General features: G+C 71.7%; 26 protein-coding genes and 1 pseudogene. 10 read left to right on the forward strand and 17 right to left on the reverse strand.

Annotated features, from left to right (window positions below; translation table 11 throughout):
• Positions 1-159 precede the first annotated feature (159 nt).
• Positions 160-1,167 carry a cytochrome d ubiquinol oxidase subunit II gene (gene cydB, locus GEV28_RS10450; RefSeq protein ID WP_291411103.1) on the reverse strand — a complete coding sequence of 336 codons (1,008 nt, stop codon included), beginning with the start codon at positions 1,165-1,167 and terminating at the stop codon, positions 160-162.
• A gap of 13 nt (positions 1,168-1,180) precedes the next feature.
• Complete coding sequence (locus GEV28_RS10455; protein WP_291411105.1) at positions 1,181-2,644, reverse strand: cytochrome ubiquinol oxidase subunit I; 1,464 nt, start codon at positions 2,642-2,644, stop codon at positions 1,181-1,183.
• Positions 2,645-2,962: 318 nt separating this feature from the next.
• Between GEV28_RS10455 and GEV28_RS10460 the strand changes: the two genes are divergently transcribed.
• Positions 2,963-3,550: a TMEM165/GDT1 family protein gene (locus GEV28_RS10460; RefSeq protein ID WP_291411182.1), complete on the forward strand. Its 588-nt coding sequence runs from the start codon at positions 2,963-2,965 to the stop codon at positions 3,548-3,550.
• On the opposite strand, the gene GEV28_RS10465 is transcribed toward GEV28_RS10460, so the two are convergent.
• A complete protein-coding gene (locus tag GEV28_RS10465) occupies positions 3,547-4,176 on the reverse strand; it encodes a TetR/AcrR family transcriptional regulator (RefSeq protein ID WP_291411107.1) in 630 nt (209 codons plus the stop codon). The two genes, GEV28_RS10460 and GEV28_RS10465, sit on opposite strands and share 4 nt — an antisense overlap.
• 102 nt (positions 4,177-4,278) lie before the next feature.
• Between GEV28_RS10465 and GEV28_RS10470 the strand changes: the two genes are divergently transcribed.
• Positions 4,279-5,142 carry an oxygenase MpaB family protein gene (locus GEV28_RS10470; protein ID WP_291411109.1) on the forward strand — a complete coding sequence of 288 codons (864 nt, stop codon included), beginning with the start codon at positions 4,279-4,281 and terminating at the stop codon, positions 5,140-5,142.
• A gap of 33 nt (positions 5,143-5,175) precedes the next feature.
• Here GEV28_RS10470 and GEV28_RS10475 read toward each other — a convergent pair whose 3' ends face one another.
• The 4 genes and pseudogenes from GEV28_RS10475 to GEV28_RS10490 form a co-directional block, all read right to left on the reverse strand.
• Positions 5,176-5,388 (reverse strand): hypothetical protein, encoded by a 213-nt coding sequence (locus tag GEV28_RS10475; RefSeq protein WP_291411110.1) that lies wholly within the window; start codon positions 5,386-5,388, stop codon positions 5,176-5,178.
• 171 nt (positions 5,389-5,559) lie between these two features.
• Positions 5,560-6,222, reverse strand: coding sequence for a helix-turn-helix domain-containing protein (locus GEV28_RS10480; RefSeq protein WP_291411184.1), 663 nt, complete (start codon positions 6,220-6,222; stop codon positions 5,560-5,562).
• A 66-nt stretch (positions 6,223-6,288) separates the two neighbouring features.
• Positions 6,289-7,488: pseudogene (locus GEV28_RS10485) on the reverse strand (fumarylacetoacetate hydrolase family protein); the annotation flags it as partial.
• The gene (locus GEV28_RS10490; RefSeq protein ID WP_291411186.1) at positions 7,485-8,363 is read right to left on the reverse strand and encodes a hypothetical protein; all 879 of its coding nucleotides are present in this window, start codon (positions 8,361-8,363) and stop codon (positions 7,485-7,487) included. The pseudogene GEV28_RS10485 and the gene GEV28_RS10490, both read right to left, overlap by 4 nt.
• 70 nt (positions 8,364-8,433) lie before the next feature.
• Between GEV28_RS10490 and GEV28_RS10495 the strand changes: the two genes are divergently transcribed.
• Both GEV28_RS10495 and GEV28_RS10500 read left to right on the forward strand, forming a co-directional pair.
• Positions 8,434-9,612, forward strand: a complete 1,179-nt coding sequence (locus GEV28_RS10495; RefSeq protein WP_291411112.1) for a homogentisate 1,2-dioxygenase — start codon at positions 8,434-8,436, stop codon at positions 9,610-9,612.
• 70 nt (positions 9,613-9,682) lie between these two features.
• Positions 9,683-11,974 (forward strand): PQQ-dependent sugar dehydrogenase, encoded by a 2,292-nt coding sequence (locus tag GEV28_RS10500; protein WP_367115080.1) that lies wholly within the window; start codon positions 9,683-9,685, stop codon positions 11,972-11,974.
• A gap of 57 nt (positions 11,975-12,031) precedes the next feature.
• Here the strand turns inward: GEV28_RS10500 and GEV28_RS10505 are convergent, their stop codons facing one another.
• Entirely contained in the window at positions 12,032-12,181 is a 150-nt protein-coding gene (locus GEV28_RS10505; protein WP_291411114.1) for a hypothetical protein, read from the reverse strand.
• Positions 12,182-12,571: 390 nt separating this feature from the next.
• Complete coding sequence (locus tag GEV28_RS10510) at positions 12,572-13,192, reverse strand: LysE family translocator (protein ID WP_291411116.1); 621 nt, start codon at positions 13,190-13,192, stop codon at positions 12,572-12,574.
• Between the two features lie 60 nt (positions 13,193-13,252).
• Here GEV28_RS10510 and GEV28_RS10515 point away from each other — a divergent pair, with 60 nt between their 5' ends.
• A complete protein-coding gene (locus tag GEV28_RS10515) occupies positions 13,253-14,026 on the forward strand; it encodes a DUF2470 domain-containing protein (protein WP_291411118.1) in 774 nt (257 codons plus the stop codon).
• Here GEV28_RS10515 and GEV28_RS10520 read toward each other — a convergent pair.
• Positions 14,015-14,266: a helix-turn-helix transcriptional regulator gene (locus GEV28_RS10520; RefSeq protein WP_291411120.1), complete on the reverse strand. Its 252-nt coding sequence runs from the start codon at positions 14,264-14,266 to the stop codon at positions 14,015-14,017. The two genes, GEV28_RS10515 and GEV28_RS10520, sit on opposite strands and share 12 nt — an antisense overlap.
• A 54-nt stretch (positions 14,267-14,320) precedes the next feature.
• Between GEV28_RS10520 and map the strand changes: the two genes are divergently transcribed.
• Together map and GEV28_RS10530 are read left to right on the forward strand one after the other, a co-directional pair.
• Positions 14,321-15,088 (forward strand): type I methionyl aminopeptidase, encoded by a 768-nt coding sequence (map, locus tag GEV28_RS10525; protein ID WP_291411121.1) that lies wholly within the window; start codon positions 14,321-14,323, stop codon positions 15,086-15,088.
• Positions 15,085-15,681, forward strand: a complete 597-nt coding sequence (locus GEV28_RS10530; protein ID WP_291411123.1) for a GNAT family N-acetyltransferase — start codon at positions 15,085-15,087, stop codon at positions 15,679-15,681. The genes map and GEV28_RS10530 overlap by 4 nt, the downstream gene beginning before the upstream one ends.
• A gap of 12 nt (positions 15,682-15,693) precedes the next feature.
• Here the strand turns inward: GEV28_RS10530 and GEV28_RS10535 are convergent, their stop codons facing one another.
• Positions 15,694-16,944, reverse strand: a complete 1,251-nt coding sequence (locus GEV28_RS10535; protein WP_291411125.1) for an arginine deiminase — start codon at positions 16,942-16,944, stop codon at positions 15,694-15,696.
• A gap of 60 nt (positions 16,945-17,004) precedes the next feature.
• On the opposite strand from GEV28_RS10535, the gene GEV28_RS10540 reads away from it, so the two are divergent.
• Positions 17,005-17,532 (forward strand): DM13 domain-containing protein, encoded by a 528-nt coding sequence (locus GEV28_RS10540; RefSeq protein WP_291411127.1) that lies wholly within the window; start codon positions 17,005-17,007, stop codon positions 17,530-17,532.
• Here GEV28_RS10540 and ligD read toward each other — a convergent pair.
• Positions 17,529-19,952, reverse strand: coding sequence for a DNA ligase D (ligD, locus tag GEV28_RS10545; RefSeq protein ID WP_291411130.1), 2,424 nt, complete (start codon positions 19,950-19,952; stop codon positions 17,529-17,531). The genes GEV28_RS10540 and ligD overlap by 4 nt on opposite strands.
• 32 nt (positions 19,953-19,984) lie before the next feature.
• Complete coding sequence (locus GEV28_RS10550) at positions 19,985-20,716, reverse strand: CPBP family intramembrane glutamic endopeptidase (protein WP_291411190.1); 732 nt, start codon at positions 20,714-20,716, stop codon at positions 19,985-19,987.
• Positions 20,717-20,808: 92 nt separating this feature from the next.
• Between GEV28_RS10550 and GEV28_RS10555 the strand changes: the two genes are divergently transcribed.
• Entirely contained in the window at positions 20,809-21,267 is a 459-nt protein-coding gene (locus tag GEV28_RS10555; protein ID WP_291411132.1) for a PPOX class F420-dependent oxidoreductase, read from the forward strand.
• Between the two features lie 212 nt (positions 21,268-21,479).
• On the opposite strand, the gene GEV28_RS10560 is transcribed toward GEV28_RS10555, so the two are convergent.
• The 3 genes from GEV28_RS10560 to GEV28_RS10570 all read right to left on the reverse strand — a co-directional run bounded on the left by GEV28_RS10560 (position 21,480) and on the right by GEV28_RS10570 (position 24,156).
• Complete coding sequence (locus tag GEV28_RS10560; protein WP_291411134.1) at positions 21,480-21,689, reverse strand: DUF6355 family natural product biosynthesis protein; 210 nt, start codon at positions 21,687-21,689, stop codon at positions 21,480-21,482.
• A gap of 329 nt (positions 21,690-22,018) precedes the next feature.
• Positions 22,019-23,170 (reverse strand): GNAT family N-acetyltransferase, encoded by a 1,152-nt coding sequence (locus tag GEV28_RS10565; protein WP_291411137.1) that lies wholly within the window; start codon positions 23,168-23,170, stop codon positions 22,019-22,021.
• Between the two features lie 41 nt (positions 23,171-23,211).
• The gene (locus tag GEV28_RS10570) at positions 23,212-24,156 is read right to left on the reverse strand and encodes an alkaline phosphatase (protein ID WP_291411139.1); all 945 of its coding nucleotides are present in this window, start codon (positions 24,154-24,156) and stop codon (positions 23,212-23,214) included.
• Between the two features lie 183 nt (positions 24,157-24,339).
• Between GEV28_RS10570 and GEV28_RS10575 the strand changes: the two genes are divergently transcribed.
• Entirely contained in the window at positions 24,340-24,888 is a 549-nt protein-coding gene (locus tag GEV28_RS10575) for a ferritin (RefSeq protein ID WP_291411141.1), read from the forward strand.
• A gap of 114 nt (positions 24,889-25,002) precedes the next feature.
• Here GEV28_RS10575 and GEV28_RS10580 read toward each other — a convergent pair whose 3' ends face one another.
• Complete coding sequence (locus GEV28_RS10580; RefSeq protein WP_291411143.1) at positions 25,003-25,344, reverse strand: DUF952 domain-containing protein; 342 nt, start codon at positions 25,342-25,344, stop codon at positions 25,003-25,005.
• Position 25,345 lies beyond the last annotated feature (1 nt).

Genomic DNA, 25,345 nt, shown 5'->3' on the forward strand with positions numbered 1-25,345 from the left:
TCGCCCGACCGATCACTCCACTCGCGACCCGACGTTGTCCACAGGTCCGACACAGCCCCCCTGCCCAGGCGAAACTCGAATAGACTGGCGCTGAGGGGTGCCCCCGGAGTGGGCGGGGGCTTGCGTTTCTCGAGTTCTGCACGCGCGCGCGAGCGAGTTTCATGGGGTGTGGGCCTTCGGGATGTGGTGGGTTCCTATCCGCTTGCGGAAGACCCAGTAGGTCCAGCCTTGGTACACCAGCACCGCCGGCGTGCCGAACGCCGCCACCCAGGTCATCACCCGCAGGGTGTAGGGGCTCGACGCAGTGTCCGCTATGGACAGTGACCAGGCCGGGTCGAGGGTCGAGGGCAGCACGTTTGGGTAGAGGGCGCCGAACAGGGCCGTCACCGCCGCCGCCAGGGCCACCCCCAGTAGCGCGAAGGCCTGGCCCTCGCGCGCCGCCGCGAGGCGGAGCCACGCACCGGCGCCCGCGGCCGGCACCACCGCCAGCGCAACCCAGGTCCACCCCGAACCCTCGCGGAGCTGGACCACCAGCAGCAGCGCCACCAGGGGTGCCAGAGCCAGCGGCGCGACGGCCAAGGCCAACCGGCGGGCTCGCTCCCGAACGGGGCCCTCGGTCTTCAACGTGAGGAACACCGCGCCGTGGACCAGGGCGAAGCCGGCCACGCCCAACGCACCCAGCAGGGTCTCCCAGCGCAGCGCGGCGAACGGGGAGCCGACCCGGTTCCCCGCCCCGTCCAACGGCAGGCCCAGCACGTTCCAGGACAGCACCAGGCCGACACCCAGCGCCGCCACCGCCGAGCCGGCGGTGATCACCGTGTCCCACGTGGCTCGCCAGCGCGCCGAGTCGACCTTGCCGCGGTACTCGAACGCCACGCCACGGCCGATCAGCGCCAGCAGCACCAGCAGCAGTGGCAGGTACGCGGCGCTGAACAGGCCCGCGTACCACCCCGGGAACGCCGCGAACGTCGCCCCGGCCGCGACGATCAGCCACACCTCGTTGCCGTCCCACACCGGGCCGATCGTGTTCACGAGCACCCGGCGCGACGCCTCGTCCCGGCCGAGCACCCGCAGCAGCATCCCGACGCCGAAGTCGAAGCCCTCCAGGAACAGGTAGCCGAGCCACAGCAAGGCGATGATCAGGAACCAGACGGTCGCCAGATCCACGGCACACTCCCGACTAGTAGGCGAACGACAGGACGTCGTCGTCGCGGCGGTCAGGCTGGGCGGGCATGACGGCGGCGATCCCGCCGCGCACGTACCGGCGAACCAGTACGAGCTCGACCACCGCCAGCACGCCGTAGACCAGCGTCAACGCGATGAGCGAGAACAGCACCTCGCCGACCGTCAGCCCGGACACGGCCTGCGCGGTGTACATCCACACACCGTCCACACCGGACGGGTTCGGCGCGACCACGAACGGCTGGCGGCCCATCTCGGTGAAGATCCAACCGAAGCTGTTGGCCAGGAACGGAGTCGCGACACCGGCGAGCGCGAGCCGCGGGAACCAGCGCGACCGTGGCACCCGGCCCCGACGGGTCAGCCACCACACGGCCACCCCGACCAGGGCGCCGACCGCGCCGAAGCCGATCATCAGCCGGAAGCCCCAGTAGGTCACCGGCAGGTTCGGCACGTAGTCGATCGGCTTCCCGGACAGCTCCCCCAGCCGCGCGTCCACCGGGTAGAGCTCGCCGTACCGCGCCCGGTACTCCGCGACGAGGTCGTCGACGCCGCGGACCTCCGAGTCGAAGTCGCTGTTCGCCAGGAACGACAGCAACGCCGGCACGGTGACCGACTTGACGTTCTCGCAGTCCGGAGTGGACACGTCGCCCACCGCGAAGATCGAGAACCCGGCCGGCTGCTCGGTGTGGCACAACGCCTCCGCCGACGCCATCTTCATCGGCTGCTGCTGGAACATGAGCTTCGACTGCATGTCACCGCTCACCAGCAACGCGCCGAACGCCAGCACACCGACCACCGCCCCGAGCCGCAGCGACGAGCGCCACACCCCTTCGTCCGAGGTGGACTTCCACAGGTGCCATGCGGCGATCGCGTGCGGGAACGCGCCGGCCACCGCGAACGCCCCGGCGATCGCGTGCGGGAACGCGGCCAGCACGGTCGAGTTGCCGAGCACCGCCCAGATCGACGTCAGCCGCGGCCGCCCGTCCACCAGGTCGACCCCGACCGGGTGCTGCATCCACGAGTTCGCCGCCAGGATGAAGTACGCGGACACCATGGTGGCCAGCGAGAACGCCCACCCGCACGCCAGATGCACGCGCTTGGACAACCGATCCCAACCGAAGATCCACAGCCCCAGGAACGTGGACTCCACGAAGAAGGCGACGAGCCCCTCCATCGCGAGCGGCGCACCGAACACGTCCCCGACGAACCGGGAGTACTCGCTCCAGGCCATGCCGAACTGGAACTCCTGCACGATCCCGGTGACCACGCCCATCGCGAAGTTGATCAGCAGCAGCTTGCCCCAGAACTTGGTCATCGCGAGGTAACGCGGGTTCCCCGTGCGCACCCAGACCGTCTGCATGCCCGCGACCAGCAACGACAGGCCGATCGTCAGCGGCACCATCAGGAAGTGGTAGACGGTCGTGATGCCGAACTGCCACCGCGCGAGATCCAGGACGTCCACGGCGTCCACATTGCCGGTCGGGGCGCGGCGGCGGCAGGTCCGCGGGTCCCGGACGAACGGGACCTTGGTCCTGTGACCCGCGCAACCGCCGGCCCCGGCCGAGGAGCCGGTAGGATGGTCAGCGCCTGAGGGGAGTAGTTCCCGCGGTGAGCCTCGGCTCACCCGGCGAGAACATCGACATACTGACTCGCTCGCGAGTCCGGTGCCTCACCCGCGTGCCGCGGGCGAACGAGACCTCCGGCCGGGATGACATTTGCCCGGTCGGAGTCGTGCTGCCTCCGTCCGGGTCGGACGGAGAGGACCTCTGTGGGCTCCACGATGCTGGCCCTGGTGACCGCGTTCGGTCTGGTGTTCGTCGTCGAGCTACCGGACAAGACGATGATCGCCACGCTGATCCTGACCACGCGCTACCGCGGCCTGCCGGTGTTCGCCGGCGTGTCCGCGGCGTTCGCGATCCAGTGCGTGCTCGCGGCGGCGTTCGGCGGCGTGCTCACCTTGTTGCCGGACGGGGTGGTGGCCACGGTCGTGGCCGTCCTCTTCGGACTCGGTGCGGTGCTCCTGCTGCGCGAGGGGTTCGCCGGGGGCACCGATGAGGAGGACGACGACGCCGCGTCCGGACCGGCCGCGGTGCCGTTCCTGCGTGCCGCGCTGACGTCGTTCGGCGTGCTGTTCGCGGCCGAGTGGGGCGACGCATCGCAGTTCGCCACCGCGGCGCTGTCCGCGCGGTTCGGCGCGCCGGTGTGGGTCGGGCTCGGCTCGTGGTTGGCGCTGACCGCCGTGGCCGGGATCGCGGTCCTGGTCGGCGCGAAGATCCGCGGCCGGATCCGGCCGCGACTGGTGCAGCGGGTCGCGGGGTTCGTGTTCGCCGGGTTCGCGCTGTTCGCGGCCGGGTCGGTGATCGTCTAGCGACGCTCCCGACGCAGGGCCGTGGCCAGGTCGCCGGTGGTGTGGATCATCGCGACGAGGAAGTCGGCGAGGTGCTCGCGGGTCACGTCGACCTCGCCGCGCAGCCAGCTCGAGAAGACCTCCATCGTGCCGCTGACCAGCGTGAACGCCCCCAGTTCCCGATCGGGTTCCGGTGCCGCGTGCGCGCCGAGCAGCTCGGCGGCCTGGTCGGCGACGATGCGCGCGAGCATCCGCAGCATGTCCTGCCGGCGGCCGCGCAGCGCCTCGTGCGAGGCGAACACGAGGTTGCCGCGGCGCGGGTCGGCGACGAAGAAGTCGATCACCGACTCGACCACCGCCCGGATCCGCGAGCCGGGGTCCGGTGCCGTGGTCGCGATGGCGCCCAGCAGGACCCGCAGCCCTTCCTCGGCGATGCCGTCGCGGGCGGCGAGCAGCAGCGTGTCGCGGTCGGCGAAGCTCTCGTGGAAGTAGCGGTCGTTGAGCCGGGCCCGGCCGCACACCGCGCGCACGGTGACCCGCTCCCAGCCACCCTCGGCGAACAGCTCGAGCGCGGCGTCGGTCAGCGCGGCCCGCCGCCGGGCCCGGCGCTCCTCGCCGGTCGCGCCGCCGTAGGTGCGCTGCGCCACGCGCTCGTCCTCTCCGTTGACCCGCTCACCTTATCTGGTGGACACTGTCCTCAGTTCGGAATCTGGTGATAGCCGCCACCACTTTGTCCGGGGAGGTGGGCGATGCGGCAGCCGATCGAGCCGGGCACCCGGCTGTGGGAGGACACCGGCCTGGTCACGTTCTCGCTGACCACCGGGGCCGCGTTCGCACTGCAGGTGATGCACCCGTCGGTGGGCGCGGTGGTCGGCGAGCACTCGGTGTTCCGCACCGACGCGATCGGCCGGGCCGAGCGCAGCATCGCGTCGGTGCTGACCTGGGTCTACGGCGGTCCGGAGGCGCTCGTGGAGGCCGACCGGCTGCGCGCGCTGCACGCCCCGCTGCGCGCCACGGACGCCGCCGGCGTGACGCACAAGGCGCTGGCGTCCGGTCCGTGGGCGTGGATCATCCTGACCGCGCCGTACGCGTACACGGTCGCGGCGCGCTACTTCTCCCGGCGGCCACTGCGGCGCGACGAGGCCGAGCAGTTCTACGCCGAGATCCAGCAGCTGATGCGCAACCTGCACGTGGCGGAGAAGGAGATCCCGCCGACCTACGCCGACTACCTGGCCAAGTTCGACGACATCCTCGAGCACACCCTGGTCGCGCACCCGACGACCTACGAGTTCCTGGCGGCCACCCGGCGGATCCCGCCACCACCCGCGCTGCCGCCGGTGCTGTGGCCGCTGTGGCGGGCGGCGGCGTACCTGCCGGGCCGGGTGCAGCACTTCGTCACGATCGGCACGCTGCCGCCGAAGGCCCGCGAGATCCTGGACCTGACCTGGACCGAGCGCGACGAGCGGCGGCTGCGGGCACTCGGCCGGGTGGTCGGCCTGGTGATGACCGTGCTGCCCGAGCGGCTGCGTTACCTCCCCATCGCGTACGAGGCGCGGCGGGTCGACCGGGCGCAGCGAGCGCTCCGGCGCACGCTGGCGCGGCGCCCCCGCTAGAGCATCGACGCGCGGGTGTTCTCTCGTCGGTGGTCACGCGCAGGTCGCCACGCACTGGTTGCCCACCTCGGCCAGCGGAGCGCGTTGCCGCCCGCGCCAGCCGTCACCGAGCTGGCGGGCCACTTCCTCCAGGTCCTGCGGCCACGGGTCGTACACCGCCTTGACCGTGCTCCACAGTGGACTCGACGGCTCCGGGATCACCTCGGCGAACCGCGCGACCGTGCAGGTGAGCGCCGCGCGCACCACCGTCTGTTCCCCACCCGCCCGCGTGGTAGACCGGCAGGCTCCCAGCCGGCCGGCGGCCGGAACTCGAACTCGGCCGGCAGTCCCGTCGCCACCATGACCACTCCCCCGTCCGGTCTCCCGGGGAAGTGTGCCGGGCGCACGCCGCGGCGGGCGGCCGTTGACAGCTTCCGGTCAGCGCAGCGCGTTGGCGACGGCCGTCGCGGCGGCCAGCACCTGCGGGCCGACCACGTCGCCGTCCAGCTCGTGGAAGGTGATCACACCGACGCTCGCGCGCAGGCCAGGCACGCCGCGGACCGGCGCCGCGATGCCGGACGCGCCCTGCTGCAGCTCGCCGGCCGTGGCGATCCAGCCGGGGGTCTCGTCCCGCAGACCGATCGCCTTGCCCGCCGCGCCGCGGCCCAGCGAGTGACGCGTCCCCACCCGGTAGGCCACGTGGTAGGTCGTCCAGGACGGCTCGATCACCGCGACCGCCTGGGCCTCCTCGCCGTCCGCGACCGTCAGGTGCGCGGTCGCACCGACACCCTCGGCGAGCTCGCGCAGCGCCGGAAGCGCGGCCAGCCGCAGCTGCGGGGTGACCTTCGCCGCCAGCCGCAGCAGGCCGAGACCCAGGCGGACCTTCGAGCCGTCGCGGCGGACCAGGCCGCGCTCCTGCAGCGGGACGAGCAGCCGGTAGATCGCCGCGCGGCTGGCGCCGATCACCGTGGCCAGCTCGCTGATCGTCGGCGCCTCGGACTCCGCGTCGGCCACCGCCTGCAGCAACGCCAGGCCCCGGTCCAGGGTCAGCGAGCTCTCCCGACCGGCCGCCGCGCCGGGCGTGCGTGCCGGCTGCGACATCGATCCCGAGATCGGGCGGATCGGGCGGGCCATGTCAGCCCCCGGCCGCCGGGAGGACGGTGCCGCCACCTCGGCGAGCCCCACGACGGAGCCGTCCTCGCCGGGCGCCGTCGCGGTGATCACCACGGTGTCGCCGTCCTCGAGGAAGGTCCGGACCGATCCGTCGGCCAGCTTGATCTTCTCCCGGCCGCCCCAGGACAGCTCCAGGAAGGAGCCGCGTTGCTCGACCTCCGGACCGGACACCGTGCCGGAGGCGAACAGGTCACCCGGCCGCACGGTCGCGCCGTTGACGGTCATGTGCGCGAGCTGCTGGGCACACGAGTAGGACAGGTCGGAGAACTGCGGTCGGGACACGACCGTGCCGTTCCACTCCACGGCCAGCCGCAGGTCCAGCCCCCACGGCGAGTCCTCGACGAGGTAGGGCAGCCGCGGGTGGCCGGGGTCGGGCAGCGGGATCCGGGCCACCGCGAGCGCGTCCAGCGGGGTGACCCACGCCGAGATCGAGGTGGCGAACGACTTGCCGAGGAACGGGCCGAGCGGCTGGTACTCCCAGCCCTGGATGTCCCGCGCGGACCAGTCGTTGACGAGCACGACGCCGAAGATGTGGTCCGGCGCGTTGGACGTCGCCACCCTGCGCGCCACCGGGCCGCCGCACACGAAGCCGACCTCGGCCTCGACGTCCAGCCGGCCGCTCGGGCCGAACCGCGGCAACGGCGAGCCCTTGCGCTGGCCGTGCGGGCGGACGACGTCGGTGCCGGAGACGACGACCGTGCCGGACCGGCCGTGGTAGCCGACCGGCAGATGGGTCCAGTTCGGCAGCAGCGGCTCGGTGTCGGGCCGCATGATCCGGCCGACGTTCTCCGCGTGGTGACGCGAGCTGTAGAAGTCCACGTAGTCGCCGACCGTGAACGGCAGCAGCATGCGCAGGTCGGCGAGCGGCAGCAACCGCGCGCCGGCCGGCTTCCCGGAGCCGGTCACCAGGTCGGTCAGCCGCGCCCGCAGCGCGCTCCACTCGGCGCGGGTGGCGGCCAGCAGCGGGTCGAGCGAGGTGCCGGTCACCAGGTCCGCGAGCCGGCCGAGCTCACCGGCGACCGACCGCAGCGGCAGCGCGTGGTCGCCGACGCGCACCGCGACCTGCGGCCCGTCGCCGGCGCCGGCCACGCCGCCGTTCGCGCTGCCGGCCACACCGTCCACGACGCCGTACGGAAGCGTTTGCGGCCCGAACGGCTTCTTCCGGTCGAACTCCGGATCGCGGACCCAGCTCATAGGAGCCCGAGTTCCTCGAGGTCCGTGACCGGGTCGGTCAGCGAGCAGGAGCCGTAGGAGGCGAACACGCCACGCACCGCCAGCGCCTCGTGCTCGCCGAGTGCCAGCGCCTCCGCGGCCAGTGCCTTGCCGTCGGTCGACGCGAGTGCCTCGTGCACCGACTCGTCGGCCCTGCCGCCCGCGATGAGCCGGGCGGTGGCGATCAGCAGGTTGAGGAACCCGTGGTGGGTGAACCCGGTCTCCTGGTCCGTGTGCCGGACGGCGTTGTGCAGGCCGGCGGTGGCCTTGAACGACGAGTTCCCGGCGTTGATCACCGACAGGAACTCGGCGACCTCCTCGATGCTCGGGAAGTTCTGCTCGGAGACCCCGCCGCAGCGGATCTTGGGCCAGCTGCCGTGCTCGATCACCCGCTGGATGCCGTCCAGCCAGCCCGCACCGCCGCGCCGCGGCTCGATCACCCGGATCACGTCCTCCGGCACGAACTCCGAGACGCGCTCCAGCCACACCTCGTCCACATCGGACGGCGCGGGCATCTCGACCATGCGCAGCGCGAGCAGCTCGGCCCGCGACTCCACGATCGACAGCGCCTTGGGCACTCCGCCCAACCCGGTGTCGATGACCAGGGACAACTCCACCGGTCTCGGTGGCTTGACCTTGATCAGGTCGGTGATCAGCTCGGGCAGTCGGGAGGCCGGGCACAGGAACAGCCCGACCAGATCGGCCCGATCGTTGGTTCTACCGTCCAGGTGCAAGCGGACCGCGTCGGGCATGGCGGCGTTGCCCGGTGGGAACAGGGCGGCGTCGTCGACGAGGCGAGCAAGCAGTGGCGGGACATCGCGTTGACCTGGCGGGGGCACGGGTGCGGCGCTTGACACGGCTGACACGCTAGTAGCGTACCGGCAAATGAACAAAGACGTTCGACATGCGGACACTCCGGAGGGGGTAATGCCTTACTACCGCAGCGTCGGGGAGATCCCCCGAAAGAGGCACACGCTGTTCCGTTCGCCGCAGGGCGGGCTGTACGCCGAGGAGCTGATGGGCGTCGAGGGATTCTCCTCCGACTCGGCCCTGCTCTACCACCGGCACCTGCCGACGGCGATCGTGAACGCCGAGGTCGTGGCCGACCACCGGGGCGCGCTGACGCCGAACCACCCGCTGATGCCGCGACACTTCCGCACCCAGGACCTCAAGTCGCAGAGCCAGCACGAGGTCGACGCGGTCACCGGCCGGCGCACCCTGTTCGGCAACAACGACGTGGCGATCGCGTTCGCCGTCGCCACCGCGCCGAGCCCGCTCTACCGCAACGCCGCCGGCGACGAGCTGATCTACGTGCAGGCCGGCTCGGCGACCGTGGAGACGACCTACGGCGCGCTGGACGTGGCCGACGGCGACTACGTGGTCCTGCCGACGTCGACGACCTACCGGGTGCTGCCGCACGGCGAGACCCGGCTCTACATCCTCGAAGCGACCGGTCACGTCGGGCCGCCGAAGCGCTACCTGTCGGCCAAGGGCCAGTTCCTCGAGCACGCCCCGTACTGCGAGCGGGACCTGCGCGGGCCGGCGACACCATTGCAGGTGGACGGCACCGACGTGCCCGTGCTCGTGCGGCACCGCGCCGGGCTGACCCGGTTCACCTACGCCAACCACCCGTTCGACGTCGTCGGCTGGGACGGCTGCCTGTACCCGTGGGTGTTCAACATCCGCGACTTCGAGCCGATCACCGGCCGGGTGCACCAGCCGCCGCCCGTGCACCAGACGTTCGAGGGGCCGAACTTCGTGGTCTGCTCGTTCTGCCCACGCAAGGTCGACTACCACCCGGAGTCGATCCCGGTGCCGTACAACCACGCCAACGTGGACTCCGACGAGCTGATGTTCTACGTCGGCGGCAACTACGAGGCGCGCAAGGGCTCCGGCATCGGGCTCGGCTCGCTGTCGCTGCACCCGTCCGGCTTCACCCACGGCCCGCAGCCCGGCGCCGCCGAGGCGTCGATCGGCGTGGACTACTTCGACGAGACCGCGGTCATGGTCGACACCTTCCGCCCGCTGGAGCTCGGCGAGGCCGCGGGCGACTGCGAAGACCCTGCCTACGCATGGTCTTGGTCCGGACGCGGACCGGGTAGCTGAGCCGGGTGAAACGGGTTGGCCGTAGCGGCCGACTCACCTGGCAGGCAACCGCCAGGATTGGGGGACTCCCGTGCGCACCCGCCCTGCTTCCGCGCGTCCGAGAACAGCTCTGCTCGCCGCCGCCTGCCTTGTAGCGGGCACCGTCACCGCGCTGACCACGACGGGCACCGCGGCCGCCGCGGTGCCCACGGGGTTCACCGACACGGTGGCGATCGGCGGGCTGACCAACCCGACGGTGGCGGCGTTCGCGCCGGACGGGCGGGTGTTCGTCGGCGAGAAGAGTGGCGTCGTCAAGACGTTCGACTCGCTCGCCGACACCTCCGCGACGGTGACCGTCGACCTGCGCACGGCGGTCCACGACTTCTGGGACCGCGGCCTGCTGGGCATGACCGTCGACCCGCAGTTCCCCGCCCGGCCCTACCTGTACGTGCTCTACAGCCACGACGCGTCGCCCGGCGGCACCGCGCCCCGCTGGGGTGACGCCTGCCCGACCCCGCCCGGCGCGACCGAGGACGGCTGCGTGATCACCGGCCGGCTGTCCAGGCTGACGCTGACCGCGGGCGGCGTGGCGACCGGCGCCGAGCAGGTGCTGCTCACCGACTGGTGCCAGCAGTACCCGTCGCACTCGGTCGGCACGGTGACCTTCGGCCCGGACGGCGCCCTGTACGTCGGTGGCGGCGACGGCGCGAGCTTCAACTTCGCCGACTGGGGCCAGCGCGGCAACCCGTGCGCGGACCCGCCGAGCCCGGCCGGGGTGAACCTGTCCCCGCCGGACGCGAAGGGTGGCGCGCTGCGGTCGCAGTCGGTGCGCCGGCCGGCCGGTGAGCCGGTCACCCTCGACGGCACGATCCTGCGGGTCGACCCGGACACCGGCGCCGGCATGCCGGGCAACCCGTTCGCGTCGAGCACGGACGCGAACGCGCGGCGGGTGATCGCGTACGGCATGCGCAACGAGTTCCGGTTCGGCTTCCGGCCGGGCACCACCGAGCTGTGGGCGGGCGACGTCGGCTGGAACACGTGGGAGGAGATCAACCGGATCCCCGATGCGACCGACGCGGTGGCCGAGAACTTCGGCTGGCCCTGCTACGAGGGCGCGGCGCGGCAGTCCGGCTACGACGGCGCGAACCTGACCGTGTGCGAGTCGCTCTACAGCGGCGCCGGGCAGACCGCGCCGTACCACGCGTACAACCACGGCGCGAACGTCGCGCCGGGCGACGGGTGCCCGACCGGCGGGTCGTCGGTCAGCGGCATCGCGTTCGAGTCGGCCAGCACCTACCCCGCGGCCTACGACGGCGCGCTGTTCTTCGCCGACAGCTCGCGCGGCTGCATCTGGGCCATGCGCCAAGGCGCGGACGGCCGGCCGGACCCGACGCGGATCGAGCCGTTCGTGACCGGGGCGAACATCCCGGTGTACCTCACGACGGGCCCGGGCGGCGACCTGTTCTACGTGGCGCTCGGCGCGGGCCAGCTCCGCCGGGTGAGCTACCCGACCGCGACGAACCACCCGCCGACCGCGGTGGCGACGGCGAACCCGACCTCCGGCGCGGCACCGCTGACCGTGCAGTTCACCGGCTCGGGCTCGTCGGACCCGGACGCCGGCACGACCCTCGGCTATGCCTGGGACCTCGACGGCGACGGCGGGTACGACGACTCGACCGCGGCGAACCCACAGTGGACCTACCTCGCGCAGGAGGCGGTGACCGCGTGGCTGCGGGTGACCGACCCGGGCGGGCTGTCCGACACGGACTCGGTGGAGATCTCGGTCGGTGACCCGCCGAGCGAGGATCCGGTCGTCACGATCGACGACCCGACCGCGGCGCTGTCGTGGAGCGTCGGGCAGAGCGTCCCGTTCGCGGGCCGGGCGGCCGACGCGCAGGACGGCCCGCTGCCGGCGTCGGCGCTGTCGTGGCAGCTGACGCTGCAGCACTGCACCACCCCGACGAGCTGCCACGCGCACAACCTGCAGGCGTACCCCGGGGTGGCATCGGGCAGCTTCGTCGCGCCGGACCACGAGTACCCGTCGTTCCTGGACCTGACCCTCACGGCGACGGACTCGGCCGGCAACACGGGCACGACGACGGTGCGGCTGAACCCGAAGACCGTGGTGTTGACGTTCCAGTCCAACCCGAGCGGCGCCCAGCTGACCGTGGGCACGGTGACGCAGCCGGCCCCGTTCACCCGGACGGTGATCGTCGGGTCGAACAACTCGGTCAGCGCGCCGAGCCCGCAACGGCTGACGCTGGGCCTGCGGTTCCGGTACTCGAGCTGGTCGGACGGCGGGGCGCAGAGCCACAACGTCGTGGCGCCGGCGGCACCGACGACGTACCGGGCGAACTACTCGCTCTGCCTGTTCACCTGCTGACCGCCGGGGCCCGGCGTGGAGGTGTGCGGCTCCACGCCGGACCTTCCCGTGCCGCCTTCAGGAACGACGCAAGGCCGGCCCGAGTACGGCCACCACACCGAGCAGGACGAGGGCGAGCAACAACATCAGCCGCCAGAACATCTTGCGACTACCGAGCACGCCTTCGAGAAAGGCGAGGAACCCCCGAGGATCCCTTACGCTGGCCATGCAGTGACTCCTAACCGTTGACGAATGGGACAACTGCACGGGGCGGCCTTCCGTGCCTGGAAGGCCGCCCCTCCACGACACCTCAGGAAGACGGCGCGTCGCGGAACCACATCTTGGCCCGTCCCGGCGGCAGCGGCCGCGTACGTCCACAGTGGACTAGAAGGTCGCGGCGCCATTCGCGGATTTCTTCGTCATAGCCGCACACTCGGAGCGTCACATATGTGGTCCCCCGAAGTCTGCCCTCAGGCCGACGAGCGGCATTTCCGCTGCTCAGCCGGGAGAAGAGCGGGCGACCCGAGCACCCGACCGAGCCAGACGTGAAGCGCGTCACAATTTCCTCGTCGAGCGTGTCGCGTGCGCCCGGCCGGCAACTGGCAGCGATCCCTCGGGTCACTGGATCGCGATGCGGATGCCCAGGCTCACCAGCAACGTGCCCATCACCGCGTCGATGGCGCGGCGGACCCGGTCGGCGGTGAGGAAGCGGCGCAGCGCGCTCACCACGTTGGTCAGCAGGACGAACCACACCAGCGACACCGCCGCGGCGACGCCGGCCAGCAGCAGGTGGTCCAGCGGGGTCGCCGACGTCGGCAGGAACTGCGGCAGCAGCGCGGTGAAGAACACCGCCACCTTCGGGTTGAGCAGGTTGGTCACCAGGCCCTGGCGAAACGCGGCGAGCGCGCCGGCGACGCGACCCTCGGTGATCTCCGGGGCGTCGTAGCCGCCGCGGCGGGCGGCGATCAGCGCGCGGATGCCCAGCAGCACCAGGTAGCCCGCGCCGGCGAGCTTGACCACGGTGAACGCGACCGCCGAGGCGGCGAGCAGACCCGCGATGCCGAGCGCGGTGACCGTCGCCCAGACGAACACACCCGCGCTGATCCCCAGTGCGCAGGCCATCCCGGCGCGGCGGCCGGAGAGCATGGCGTAGCGGGTGACGATCACGAAGTCCGGCCCCGGCGACATCGCGGCGAGCAGGATCACGCCCCCGAGGGCCAGCAGTTGGGTCACGGTCACCCGGTCAGGCTACCGACCTCGGACTATCGCTTTTCCCCGAACTTAGGCTAACCTAACCAGGTGACCGACCGACCACCGACTCCCGGACCGGGCGAGCGCGCCAGGACCATCGCCGCGCGTGGCCCGGCGACCCTGCTGCCGCCGCTGCCCACCCTGCCGCCGGTCGCCGCCGAGCGCCATTCGGACCGGGTCGCGCCGCTGCTGCACCACGTGCACGACGACGCCTCGGTGGCCGTGCTGCTGCCCGACGACCACGAGATGCTCGCGTCCGCGCCGGTCACGACCATGGTGGAGGTCGTCGACCTCGCGCCGGTCCCGCTGCGGGAACCCGTGCGCGGGCTGCTGTGGATCACCGGCCGGCTGTACCCGCTCCGGCTGTCCGAGGCGCGGAAGATCGCCGTCGAGCTCACCGAGCGGCGCCCGGACCCGCGCCTGCTCGACCTCGGCCACGGCGCGTCGATGCTGCGCCTGGAGCCGGTCTCGATGGTGGTCGCGGACGCCGACGGGACGCACCCGATCACCGCGGAGCAGTTCGCCCGCGCCGGCGAGGACCCGTTCTGCCACCAGGAGGCCGGCTGGCTGCGGCACCTGGAGCTGTCGCACACCGATGTGATCCACACGCTGCGCCGACTCCTGCCCGACCAACTCCAGGGCGGCCACGTGCGGCCCCTGGGGCTCGACCGGTTCGGCCTGCGGCTGCGGGTCGAGACGATCGAGGGGGACCACGACGTGCGGCTGGCGTTCGAGGCGCCGATCAGCACGCCGGACGAGCTGTCCGCGGAGCTGCGGCGGATGGTCGGCTGCCCGTTCCTGGCGCTGCAGTCAGGCCGGTAGCGGCTCGACGTCCCCGCAGAGGGACTCGACGGGCAGGCCCACCGCGCGCGCGATCGCGACGACGGTGAAGAACGCCGGGGTCGGCACCCGGCCGTGCTCGATCTTGCGCAGCGTCTCGACGGAGACGCCGGCCTCGGCCGCGACCTCGACGCTGGTGCGCCCGCCGCGGGCGGCTCGCAGGATCTCGCCGAGGCGGATGCCGCGCTCGCGGTCTTCCTGGCTCAGTGGGGGTCGCACCATGACCACGATACTAATACCATGATATGAATACCGGGATAGTTATTGGAGGTTCAGGTGGTCGAGCTGAAGACGGATGCCGAGCTGGCCGTGATGCGCGAGGCGGGCCGGGTGGTCGCGCGCGCCCTCGCGGCGATGCGCGCGGAGGCGGCGGTCGGGATGTCGCTGTGGGACCTGGACGAGGTGGCGGCCGGCGTGCTGGCCGACGCCGGTGCGAAGTCCTCGTTCCAGCACTACCGCCCGCATTTCGCGCCGACACCGTTCCCGGCGGTGAGCTGCGCGTCGGTCAACGACGTGATCGTGCACGGCATCCCGTCGGGCTACCGGCTGCGCGACGGCGACCTGGTGAGCATCGACTTCGGCGCGTGCGTGGACGGCTTCCACGGTGACGCGGCGACCAGCTTCGTGGTCGGCCCGGCCCGGCCGGAGGACCTGACGCTCATCGCGGACACCCAGGCGGCGCTGGACGCCGGCATCGCGGCGGCAGTCGTCGGTGCCCGGCTGGGCGACATCGGGCACGCGGTCGGCCGGATCGGGCGCGGCGGCGGCTACGGCATCCCGCAGGACTTCGGCGGCCACGGCGTCGGCCGGGCCATGCACGAGGACCCGTCGGTGCCGAACGAGGGCCGCCCCGGCCGGGGCCTGCCGCTGCGCCCCGGACTGGCCATCGCCATCGAGCCGATGTTCATGGCCGGCGGCCGGGACCGCTACGTGACGGACCCGGACGGCTGGGCCCTGCGCACGGCCGACGGCAGCCGGGCCGCGCACATCGAGCACACGATCGCGGTGACCGAGGACGGCCCGGTTATCCTCACCGCCTTGTGATCCGCCCGTACCGGCCCACCGACCGCGCCGCGGTGTACGACATCTGCGTGCGAACCGCGCAGGACGGCGGCGACTCGCGGGCGGTGTACCCGGACGTCGAGCTGCTGCCGAGCATCTTCGCCGGGCCGTACCTGGAGCTGGCGCCGTCCCTGGCGTTCGTCCTGGACGACGGCGGTCAGGCGGTCGGCTACGTCCTGGGCGCGGCGGACACCGCGGCGTTCGTGGCCGCATACCGCTCGCGGTGGCTGCCGAACCTGGTGTCGCGCTTTCCGCTGCCGGCCGAGGTGACGACGCCGTCGGACCACATGATCACACTGATGCACGACCCCGAGCGGATGATGCTCCTGCCGCTGATCGCCGACTACCCGGCGCACCTGCACATCGACCTGCTGCCGGCCTACCAGCGGCGGGGCCACGGTCGCGCCCTCATGGAGCGGCTGCTCACCGCGCTGCGGGCCGCGGGCGTGCCGGCCGTGCACCTGGGGATGGTCACGACCAACACGAACGCCCGCGCCTTCTACGATCGGCTCGGCTTCCACGAGATCGACGTCCCGAACCCGGGCCCGGTCACCTACCTGGGCCTGCGCCTCTGACCCCGGCGCGGCTCAGAGGCTGGCCCTGCTGATCGGGCACGACATGCATCGCGGGCCGCCCCGGCCGCTGCCCAGCTCCGAGCCGCGGATCCGCAGCACCTCGATGCCCGCCGCCTCCAGGCGTTCGTTGGTCTCCACGTTCCGCTCGTACGCGACGACCACGCCCGGCCCGACGGCGAGCGTGTTGTTCCCGTCGTCCCACTGCTCGCGTTCCGCGGTGACCGGGTCCAGGCCTGTGTCGATCACCCGCAGCCGGTCGATCCCCATCGCCGACGCCGCGGCCTCCAGGAACGGCACCGGCCCTGAGACGACCACGCCCTTCCCGGCCCCGTTGTCCCCGTCGGGCTGCAGCGGGTAGGCGACCAGCGTGTCGCGCACCGCCGGGTACATCACCACGGCGTCCTGGTCGACCATCGTGCACACGGTGTCCAGGTGCATGGTCGCCCTGTCCTGCGCGATCGGCACCGCCAGCACGGTGTGCGCGAGCCCGTCGGCGAACGCGGAGCGGGCCAGCGACTCGGCCCCGGCGGGCGTCGTCCGCTCGCCGACGCCGATCGCGAGCACGCCGGGCGCGAGCAGCAGCACGTCACCGCCCTCGACCGGTGCCGAGTGCGCGCCGTACGCGCGGCCGGCGGTACGGAACCGCGGGTGGTAGGCGTAGATCAGGTCCAGCAGCGCGGTCTCCCGGTTGCGCGCCGGCAGCGCCAGCGACGCGATCGCCACCCGGTTGCCGATCCACACCGACGAGTCGCGGGTGAACAGCAGGTTCGGCAGCGGATCGACCACGAAGTCGTGCGGGTGGTGCATCTTGCGCACCAGCGACGCGCCCTCCGCGGCCGGCAGCTCCTCGAAGGTCATGCCGGCCATCAGCACGTCCGCGAGCACCGTGTTGTCCAAAGTCGACAGGTGCGAGCTCAGCGCGTCGGCGAGCTCGTGGCCCACCCGGCGCCGGTCGACGGCCGTGTCCGCGGCGGCGGCGTGGGCCCGCTCGTCGGACAGCGCCGTCACCAGCGCGTCGGCGAGCAGCAACACCTCGACGTCACGCGAGACGAGCGTCTCGGCGAACGCGTCGTGCTCCTCCTGGGCCCGGTCGACCCACGGGATGCTGTCGAACAGCAGCTGGTCGTTGTTGCGCGGGGTCAGCCGCTTGAGCTCGGCGCCCGGCCGGTGCAGCAGGACCGCGCGCAGCGGCCCGACCTCACTGTCGACCTTCGGCACCGGCAGGTCGTGCACGGCCAGGTCGGATGCTGGTTGAGCGGTCACCCACCGAGCGTAATAAGTCGGTAAGTAGGTTGTCGCGGCCAGTCCCGCCACGATGGTCAGATGGGACTTTTGCGCCGAAAGCCGTTGACGTGGGTGCTGCTCGGTGTCGTGGTGGCCGGTCTCGTCATGGGCCTGGCCCTGTTCGAGCCGTGGCGTGCGTTCACGAGCAGCCGGCTGGACGAGCCACTCCCGGTGGCCGCCGCCGACGAGCCGACCGGCGCACCGACCACGTCGCCGCCCGCGCAATCCCAGGTGCTCGCCCAGGGCGAGTTCGTGAGCCAGGAGCACGACACCGCCGGCACGGCCCGTGTCCTCGAACTGCCCGACGGGTCCCGCGTCCTGCGCCTGGAAGGTTTCGCCACCTCCGACGGCCCGGACGTCCACGTGTGGATCTCCGAGGCGACGGCGGGCGGCGACTGGCACGCCTACGACGACGGCCGCCTCGTCCCGCTGGGCGAGATCAAGGCGACCGAAGGCAACCACAACTACGCCATCCCCGCCGACGCGGACCTGGCCGGCCTGAACAGCGCCGTCATCTGGTGCGACCGCTTCAACGTGGCGTTCGGCTCGGCCCCGCTGGCGCTCTAGACCTCCGGCAGGGCCGGGCGGTCCTCGGTGAGCAGCGGCGCCAGCAGGTCGCCGTGGTCCTCGATGCGGTCGAGCACGTCGTCGGCGGTGAAGACCAGGTCGTTGGGGTGGCGGCAGCGCGCGACCTCGTCCCACGTGAGCGGCGTCGACACGGTCGGTGCGGGCCGCCCGCGCAGCGAGTACGGCGCGATCGTCGTCTTGTACCGGTTGTTCTGGCTCCAGTCGATGAACACCTTGCGCGGCCGCAGGTTCTTGGCCATCCGCGCGACGACGAGGCCCGGCTGCTCCCGCGCCAGCTCCTCGGCCACCGCCTTCGCGTACTCCGAGGTCCGCTCGGCGGCCGTCGTCGTGACCGGGGCGTACAGCTGCATCCCCTTGGAGCCGCTGGTCTTCGCGTACGCCGGCAGGCCGTGCGACTCGAGGACCTCCCGCAGCCGCAACGCCACCCGGCAGCACTCCACGACGGTGGCCGGCGGGCCCGGGTCCAAGTCGAACACCAGCAGGTCCGGAGTGCGGCGCTCGCCCGCGTCGTCGACCGTCCACTGGGGAAGGTGCAGCTCCAGCGCGGCCATGTTCGCCGACCACACCAGCGACGGCAGGTCGTCGAGCACCACGAAGTGGAGCGTCTCGTAGCCCCGGGTGCTGCCGGGCGTCTCCACCCGGACCTTCCGGATCCACTCCGGCGCGCTCCGCGCCGCGTTCTTCTCGTAGAACGGCTGCCCGGTCACCCCGTCGGGCCAGCGGCGCAGCGTCACCGGCCGGTCGGCGAGGTGTGGCAGCAGCACCGGCGCCACCCGGCTGTAGTAGTTGATCACCTGGCCCTTGGTGAAGCCGGCATCGGGATACAGCACCTTGTCCAGGTTGGACAGTCGCAGCCGCCGGCCACCGACCTCGACCAGCACGTTCTGCGGCTGCGGCTCCGCATCGGCCTCGGGCTCGGCGAACGGCTCACCGGGATCCCCGGGCTCGGCGACCGGCACCGTCTCCGGCTCGAGGTCCGCCGGGTCCTTGTCCGAGCGCAGCCCGCGCCACGACGGCGCCCGCAGCCGCCCGTCCGGCGTCCAGTTCCGGAACTCGACCTCACCGACCAGCGTCGGCGACGTCCAGTGCGCGCCCTTCGCCCGGTCCGCCGGCAGCTCGTCGGCGAACGGCGAGGTGGTGCGCTCCAACGGCGTCAGCCGCTCGCCCATCGCCTCGAGTGCCTTGTCGGTGAAACCCGTGCCGACCTGGCCGACGTAGCGCAGCCCCGCGTCGGTCGGCACGCCGAGCATCAGCGAGCCGATCATGCCCGACCGCCGGCCCTCACCCGGACGCCAGCCGCCGATCAGCACCTCGATGGTGAGCACTTCCTTGATCTTGATCCAGTCCGCGGTGCGCCGGCCGGGGAAGTAGCGCGACGTCAGCCGCTTGGCGATCACGCCCTCGAGCTCCTGCTCGCTCGCGGTCTCGACCATCGCGGCCCCGTCCGCGGTGTAGCTCGGCGACGTGTTCCAGTGCGGACCGCGCAGCTCGAGGCCCTCCAGCAGCACGCGCCGCTCGCGGTACGGGAGGTCTACACAGGACTTACCGTCGAGGTGGAGGACGTCGAAGATCAGGTACGTGACCGGCACGGCGTTGGCGAGGTTGCGGGCCTGCCGGTCGTTCTGGACGTGCATGCGCTGCTGCAGCGCGGGAAAGCTCGGCCGGCCGTTCTCCATCGCGACGATCTCGCCGTCGAGCCACACCTGGGTCGCGCCGAGCTCCTCGCCGAGCTGGCGCAGCTCCGGGTAGGTCACCGTGATGTCGTTGCCCTTGCGCGAGTGCAGCCGCAGCCGGCCGCCCTCGACCCGGGCGAGCGCGCGCACGCCGTCCCACTTGAACTCGTACGCCCAGTCGTCGTCGTGGTCGGCCGGCGGCAGCGTGCCCGGCGAGGCCAGCATCGGCTCGATCAGCTCGGGCAGCCGGGTGAAGCCGGGCTCGCGCGGCGGCTCCGAGCGGCGGACCATCCAGTCCTTCGAGTCCTTGCCGCTGCGGAAGAACGTGTACCGGCCCTTGGCGCGCTCGCCGGCGAACACGACCGCGACCTCGCGGTCGGACCACTTGATCGTCTCGTAGCGGCCGCGGTCCCAGATGACCATCCGCCCGCCGCCGTACTCACCCTTGGGGATCTCGCCGGAGAACGTGGCGTACTCCATCGGGTGGTCCTCGGTGTGCACCGCGAGCCGGATGTCGCCCGGCACGTCCGGCAGGCCCTTCGGCACCGCCCAGGACACGAGCACGCCGTCGCGCTCGAGCCGCACGTCCCAGTGCAGCCGGCTGGCGTGGTGCTCCTGGATGACGAAGGTGTCGTTGTTGCCGGTGGGCAGGGCGTCGTCGGCCGGCACCGGCTCCGGGGTGCGGGCCGGGTCGCGCTTCTTGCGGTACTCGCCGAGGTCGCCCATCGCGGTCCATTGTGCCTGCCGGTGTCCCGTGACTAGGGCAGCCAGGACACCGCGCCGCGAAGCAGCGCGTAGCCGACGAACGCGACGACGTCGAGCAGCGTGTGCGCGATGACCAGCGGCCAGAGCCGGTTGGTGCGCTGCCAGACCCGGCCGAACACCAGCCCCATGACGACGTTGCCGAGGAACCCGCCGAAGCCCTGGTAGAGGTGGTAGGAGCCGCGGAGCACGGCGGCGATCACCAGCGAGGCGTTCTCGTGCCGGCCGAGCTGGCGCAGCCGGGTGATCAGGTAGCCGACCACCAGCACCTCCTCGGCCCAGGCGTTGGCCGCCGCGGCGACCGTCAGCACGATCGGCCGCCACCACGTGTCGTCCAATGTGGACGGCAGGACGGTGAGGTTGGCGCCGACCGCGCGGGCGAGGAAGTAGAACGCCAGGCCCGGGATGCCGATGAGGGCCGCGAGACCGGCGCCGCCGAGCAGGTCCTTGCCGGGCCGGCTTCTGTCCAGACCGATGGCCCGCAGCCGGATGCCGGCCCGCCACAGCAGGTAGAGGCCGAGCGCGCCCCAGGCGAACAGCTGCGCGGCACTCAGCAGCTGGCGGACGAGGTCGAGGAGCTGGACGTCGGCCTGCGGGACGTTGAGCGCGACCTGCTGGTCCGCGAGCGGCTCCGGGCGCAGCAGCGAGTCGAGCAGGGAGACGAGGCTGCGCAGCCCGGAGAGGCCGAGCGTCACCGTGAACACGATGACTAGCTCGACGACGATCATGCGACGCTCGCCGGGGTCCGTGACCGGGTCCGTCCGGCGCTCGGGCGCGAGCCAGGCTCTCAACGACACGCGGAAACGCTACCGTTAGGCACGTGCCAAGGATCGCTACCGCGGACAAGGTCGACGTTGCCGCCCTGTCCGACTTCATCCGTCCCCGCCACCACGCCATCCTGGTCACGACCAGGGCGGACGGTGGCCCGCAGCTTTCCCCGGTCACGTGCGGCCTGGACACCGCGGGCCGGATCGTGATCTCGACCTACCCGTCCCGCGCGAAGGCCGTCAACGCGCGCCGCAACCCGGCCGTGTCGGTCTGCGTCCTGTCCGACACCTGGGACGACGCCTGGGTGCAGGTAGACGGCACCGCGGAGGTGCTCGAGCTGCCCGACGCGGTGGAGCCGTTGGTGGAGTACTTCCGGGTGATCTCCGGCGAGCACCCGGACTGGGACGAGTACCGCGAGGCGATGCGGCGCCAGGGCAAGTGCCTGATCCGCGTGACGATCACCCGCTGGGGCCCGATCGCCACCGGCGGCTTCCCCCCTGACCTGGCCTGACGCGAGTTGTCCACAACCCAGGAGTTATCCACAACCAAGATCGACACCGCCGGGTCCGACGCCCCCGACCGATAGAATGGACGTATCGGGGTGCCCCCGGAGAGGGTGGGGGTTTGCCACCGCGAGGCGGTTCGCGGACAAGGGTTCGGCAAGGGCGGGGTGGCCCAGGCGTCGGTCGGCCCCGGCACCTGGGCCCCGTCCTCACCGCGGCGCTATGGCTTCGTCACCGGGGAGCAGCCGGCGCCGCCGATGTAGTAGGCGTTCTCGACCTCTGTCTCGGCACCGAGCCAGGTGTCGCCGGGCGGCAGGCAGTAGATGTAGTCGTCGCCCGGCTTGTCGACCCTCACCAGCACGTTCGTCGAGCCGCAGTGGTTGTACCAGGCCGAATACAGGGACCAGTGCAGGCCGCACTGGGTCAGCACCGTCGCAGGGGCCGGGGCGGCTTCAGGAGCCGCGGCGGCGGGGCCGGAAGCGCGAGCGCGGCGAAGGCCGCCGCGATCGCTAGTGTCGCGTGATCCTGTTCCTTTGCGTCCGCTGTGGATCCACGTGGCTTCTGGCAAGGCGGAGGAAAGTCGCTCGTACCGGGTTGTACTTGGGCTTTTCTCCAACGCGGCCAGGGGCCGCGTTGGCCGCGGCGGCGTAAAGGTTTCAGGGTCACGCGACACTAGTTGCTTCTTCATGAGTCTCCTCGAAGAGTCCGCAGGGACCACAGCAGCATCGAGGAGGTCCCTAACATGGCGCTGACAACCGATCACGGGGCCCAGTTCGGGTTCAGCCGGTGGTAGGTCGCGGTGTCCTCGAAGCCCTCCTCGCCCGTCGTGAAGGCCAGCGGTTCGGTGGCGACGTGGACGAAGCCGACCTGCTCCACCGCGTGCCGGGAGGCCTTGTTGCTCGCCGCGGTGGTCAGGCTCAGCCGACGCTTGCCCAGGCCACCGTCCTCGACCGGGCGGAAGGACCACTCGACCACCATCCGGAGGGCCTCGGTGAGCACGCCGCGGCCCCGGGAGTCCGGGTGGACCGAGTAGCCGAGCTTCGCCGCGGTGTCGTCCAGGCCATCGAGGTCGAACAGTTGGATGTGGCCGATCATCAGGTCCGACTCCGGGTGGGCGATGGTCCAGTTGTACCGGTCGCCGCGCGCGACGCCGTCGACGTTGCGCAGGATCAGCGCCGACCCGTCGGCGATGTCCCGGATCGCCTTCATGCGGCCGTTGAAGTGGCGGCTGCGCGGGTCGAACACGGTCTCGCCGAAGCGCGTCGCGTCGGACTCGCGGTGCGGGCGCAGGCGCAGCCGGGGCGACTCCAGCACCGGCACCTCGTTCCACGTCGACTTCGGCTCGCGGGTGTCCTCCGCGCGCAGCGAGCCTCCCCACGCGTCGTGCCGGACGCCGCGCTGGAGCAGGAGCTTGGCCACGGTGCCGTCGAAGGCGAAACCGCTGGCCCACGCCACCCGGCGGGACGCCCAGTTGCCGACCTGCGCGAACCAGAGCACGACGTCGAAGCCCTGGACCTCGAAGCCCCAGTCCAGCAACAGCTTCACCGCGGACAGGGCGACGCCCCGGCCACGTACCGCGGGGTGCAGCCCGTAGGCGATCTCGGCGACGCCGTCGCCGTGGACGCGCAGGCTCACCGAGCCGGAGAACCGCCGCTCGCCCGAGGGGTGGGTGGCCTCGACCGCGAAGCCGAGCTCCCTGCCGGAGCGCCAGCCGCCGGGCATGATCTCGGTGACGAAGTGCACCGCGTCCTCGCGGGCGAACGGCACCGGCACGGTCGTCCACTCGATCGAGAGCGGGTCGGTGCACTGCTCGACGGCGGCGTCCACATCGGACAGTGCATGGGCCCGCAGCGTGACGTCCGCGTCGGTGAGTGTCGGGACGTCGTCCGGGAAAACGAAGGTGCCGGCCATCGCACCATGGTCGACGGCCGGCACCCCGCGTGCAACGCCGTTTACGCGTCCTGCAGGCCTGGCACGCCGTCCTGCACGACGAACCGGCGGGTCACTGCGAGGGTGACCTTGGCCGGGTCCGGCTCGGTTATCGACGACACCTTCGTGAACTCCGCGGTCAGCCCCGTCCCGGTGATCGTCGCGCGGACGTACCCGCGCTGGTTTCCCACGTAGTTCACGTGCGGGTTCTTCGCCACCTCGGGCGGCGCGGGGTCGGTGCTGCCCGGGTTGCCGCCGGACGTGATCGACGACGTCACGAGCTCCGCCCCGACCAGGGGCGAGGCGTGGTCGAAGTAGTTCAGCCGCAGGTCGTTGGCCCAGTGCCGGTGCACGTCGCCGGTCAGCACGACCGGGTTGCGCACCTGCCGGTCGATCCAGCCCTGGGTGATCCGCCGCCGCGAGGCCTCGTAGCCGTCCCACGCGTCCTCGCCGACGTCACAGGTACCCGTCGCGCCGTCGACGTCCCGGCTCGCGAAGAACACCTGCTGGCCCAGCAGGTCCCACGTGGACCCGCCGGCCGCGAGCCCGTCCAGCAGCCACTGCTCCTGCGCCGCGCCGGTGAGCGTGCGGTCGGTTCGGCGAATCTCGGTGCAGTTGTTGTTCGGCGCCTGCTGCCAGCGGTACTGCCGGGTGTCCATCATGTGGAAGCGTGCCAGCGTCCCCCACTGCACCCGCCGGTACAGCGGGATCGCCGGCCCGGTCGGCTTCAACGAGCGCGGCAGCGGCATGTTCTCCCAGTAGGCCTGGAACGAGGCCTGCTTGCGGGCCGCCGGCCAGCCAGAGCCGTTGCCGTACCAGTTGTTCGCGAGCTCGTGGTCGTCGAACACCGCGAGCCACGGCGCCACCGCGTGTGCGGCCTTCAGCCCGGGGTCGAGCTTGGTCTGGGCGTAGCACAGCCGGTACTCGTCGAGGTTGTCGACCTCGTCGAAGTCGACGTACCCGCGCACCTTGGTGTTCGAACATGTCCGAACATGAGTGGGAGAGCAACATCACGAGCGTACGGTACGAGGACGCGATTAGGAATGCCTTACCTGAATTGCGTTTCGGTAGGCTTGCCTAATCAATCGGAAATTGTCAGGCAAGGCTGCCCACATTGGCGCGGGAATGGCGCCGTGCGTATTATGGAATTCATGTCGAAGACAGGCAACCTCTCGAAGTTCCATTCCATGCTGCAGGAGCAGGTGCGGCACGAGTTCACCGCGTCGCAGCAGTACCTAGCCCTGGCTGTCTGGTTCGACGGCCAGGACCTGCCGCAGCTCGCGAAGCACTTCTACCGGCAGGCGCTGGAAGAGCGAAACCACGCGATGATGATCGTGCAGTACCTGCTCGACAATGACATCGCGCCCGCGATTCCAGGCGTCGACAACGTGAAGAACGATTTCTCCGAGGCGGCCGACCTCGTCTCCCTGGCGCTCCAGCAGGAGAAGAACGTCACCGAGGAGATCATCAACCTGGCCAAGATCGCCCGCGACGAGGACGACTACAAGGGCGAGCAGTTCATGCAGTGGTTCCTCAAGGAGCAGGTCGAGGAGGTGGCGCAGATGACCACGTTGCTCAACGTGGTTCGACGAGCCGGCGGCAACCTGTTCGACGTGGAGAACTACCTCGCCCGGGAGTCGGTCGGCGACGACGGCGACGACGACCCGCTCGCCCCGCGCGCGGCCGGCGGCACGCTGTAGGACCACCCGTGCGACGACGCCCCGGACCAGCTTGGTCCGGGGCGTCGTCGCACGTTCCCAGAAGCGGGGGCCGATCCGGGTTGCCCGCCACCGGGCTGGGTGGTGGGTCGTGACCTATCCGGCCAGGGCGTCCGGCAGCTGGAAACGGCCGTCGGCCGACGGGGGGAAGTCGTGCACGGCGACCACGGCGGCCGCCGTTATCGGGCCGTAGACGTGCGGGAACCAGGCGCCGTTCGGGTCGGGCGGTGCGCCGGGCTCCCAGCGCAGCGGGACGTCGAGCCCGGCCGGGTCGACCACCAGCAGCACCAGGTCGGTGCGGCCCGCGTAGAGCCGGTTGGCCGGCAGGTGCACGGTGCCGAGGTCCGAGCAGTGGATGAAGCCCTCGGTGTCCAGCGACTCGGCGCGGTAGGGCGCGTCGGAGCGCCAGGCCTCGCGGGTGGTGATGTGCAGGATCACG

Source organism: Actinophytocola sp. (genome assembly GCF_009379765.1).
In the GTDB taxonomy this organism is placed as follows: domain Bacteria; phylum Actinomycetota; class Actinomycetes; order Mycobacteriales; family Pseudonocardiaceae; genus Actinophytocola.